We start from the raw sequence: 1,426 nt of genomic DNA, 5'->3' as shown, positions 1-1,426 counted from the left end.
CCACGGTGTACTGCACCGGGCGCAGCGTGCGGGGTGGGCTTGCGAGCGGGGACTCGCGGCCGGAGACGATCGAGGAGACGGCGGAGCAGGTGACGGCGCTGGGCGGGAGAGGCATCGCGGTGCGGGTGGACCACACCGTGGAGGCGGAGGTGGAGGCGCTCTGCCAGCGCATCCGCACGGAGGCCGGGAAGCTGGACGTGCTGGTCAACGACATCTGGGGCGGGGAGACGCTGCACGAGCTGGGGCTGCCGTTCTGGAAGCAGTCACCCGCGAAGGCGCGGCTCATGTTCGACCGGGCCGTGTACACGCACATCGTCACGAGCCGCTACGCGGTGCCGTTGATGCTGGAGCGCGACCGGGGGCTCATCGTGGAGGTGACGGATGGGGACTCGTTCGGGTACCGGGGCGGCGTTTCATACGACGTGACGAAGATGGCGGTGATCCGGCTGGCCTTCGCGATGTCGCGCGACTTGCGCCGCACGAACATCACGGCGCTGGCGGTGACGCCGGGGTTCCTTCGCTCGGAGGAGATGCTGAATGGCTTCGGGGTGAAGGAGGCGAACTGGCGCGACGCGGTGAAGAAGGTCCCGGACTTCATCGCGTCGGAGACGCCGTCGTACGTGGGCCGCGCGGTGGCGGCGCTCGCGGCGGATCCGAACGTCCACCGCAGGGCAGGGCGCGTTGTCGCGTCGTGGACGCTGGCCCGCGAGTACGGCTTCACGGATCTGGATGGCTCGCAGCCGCACTGGGCGGAGTACTTCGAGCGGACGTACGGAAAGCCGTACACCGTCGCGGACGACGCGGCCTATGCGTCGTGGATGGGGGGCTCCATCGAAATTGTGTGCCCGGACTGGCCTGTTGACTGACGCGCACGGCCCATCCCCGGCGGCCGGACGAAGCGCTATGGTCTGACGCGAGAGGTCGCGCACATGGCCAAGGGGCACCGCAGGAACGACGAGCCGGAGCGGGTCGACGAGACCCGGGTCGCACCGCTCGACGACGACCTGGACGAGACGGAGGAGGTCCGCACCGAGCAGACCCAGGTGCCGCCCGCCGTGCAACGGGACGCCGCGGAGGCGGCCCGTTCGTCCTCGGGTGGCTCCGGGCGCAAGTCCTGGGGCAACCAGACGCGAGTCGCGCCCACCACGGGCGCGGCCCTGCGCGCCGCCGAGCTCACGGGCTTGGAGACGCGGATGACGCCGCCTCCGGTTCCCGACGAGGACCTCGTCGAGGAGACCCGCGTGGACGGCCTCAAGCCCGTGCCTCCGCCCCCCGCGCGCGAAGGCCGGGGCGTTCGTGGCGAGGATGACGACGAGGGCTTCGCCGCGCCGGAGACCGCTCTTCGTCCGTCGCGCGGCGGTGTACGCGAGGACGCGGAGCCCGCTCGTCCGGGTCGCTCGGGGGAGGGCGGGCGCCCCTCGCGTAC

2 protein-coding genes are annotated in these 1,426 nt (G+C 71.7%); both read left to right on the top strand.

The window, feature by feature from the left end:
• Window positions 1-866 (top strand): SDR family oxidoreductase (locus D7W79_RS41975; protein WP_120530752.1); only part of this gene is annotated, 866 nt, incomplete at its 5' end.
• Window positions 867-929: 63 nt separating this feature from the next.
• Window positions 930-1,426: hypothetical protein (locus D7W79_RS41970; RefSeq protein ID WP_147442361.1), on the top strand; the 497-nt coding region annotated here is incomplete at its 3' end.

The sequence above is a fragment of the Corallococcus exercitus genome, from assembly GCF_003611585.1.
GTDB classification, from domain to species: domain Bacteria; phylum Myxococcota; class Myxococcia; order Myxococcales; family Myxococcaceae; genus Corallococcus; species Corallococcus exercitus.
This window is presented reverse-complemented; position numbering and strand designations above follow the sequence as displayed.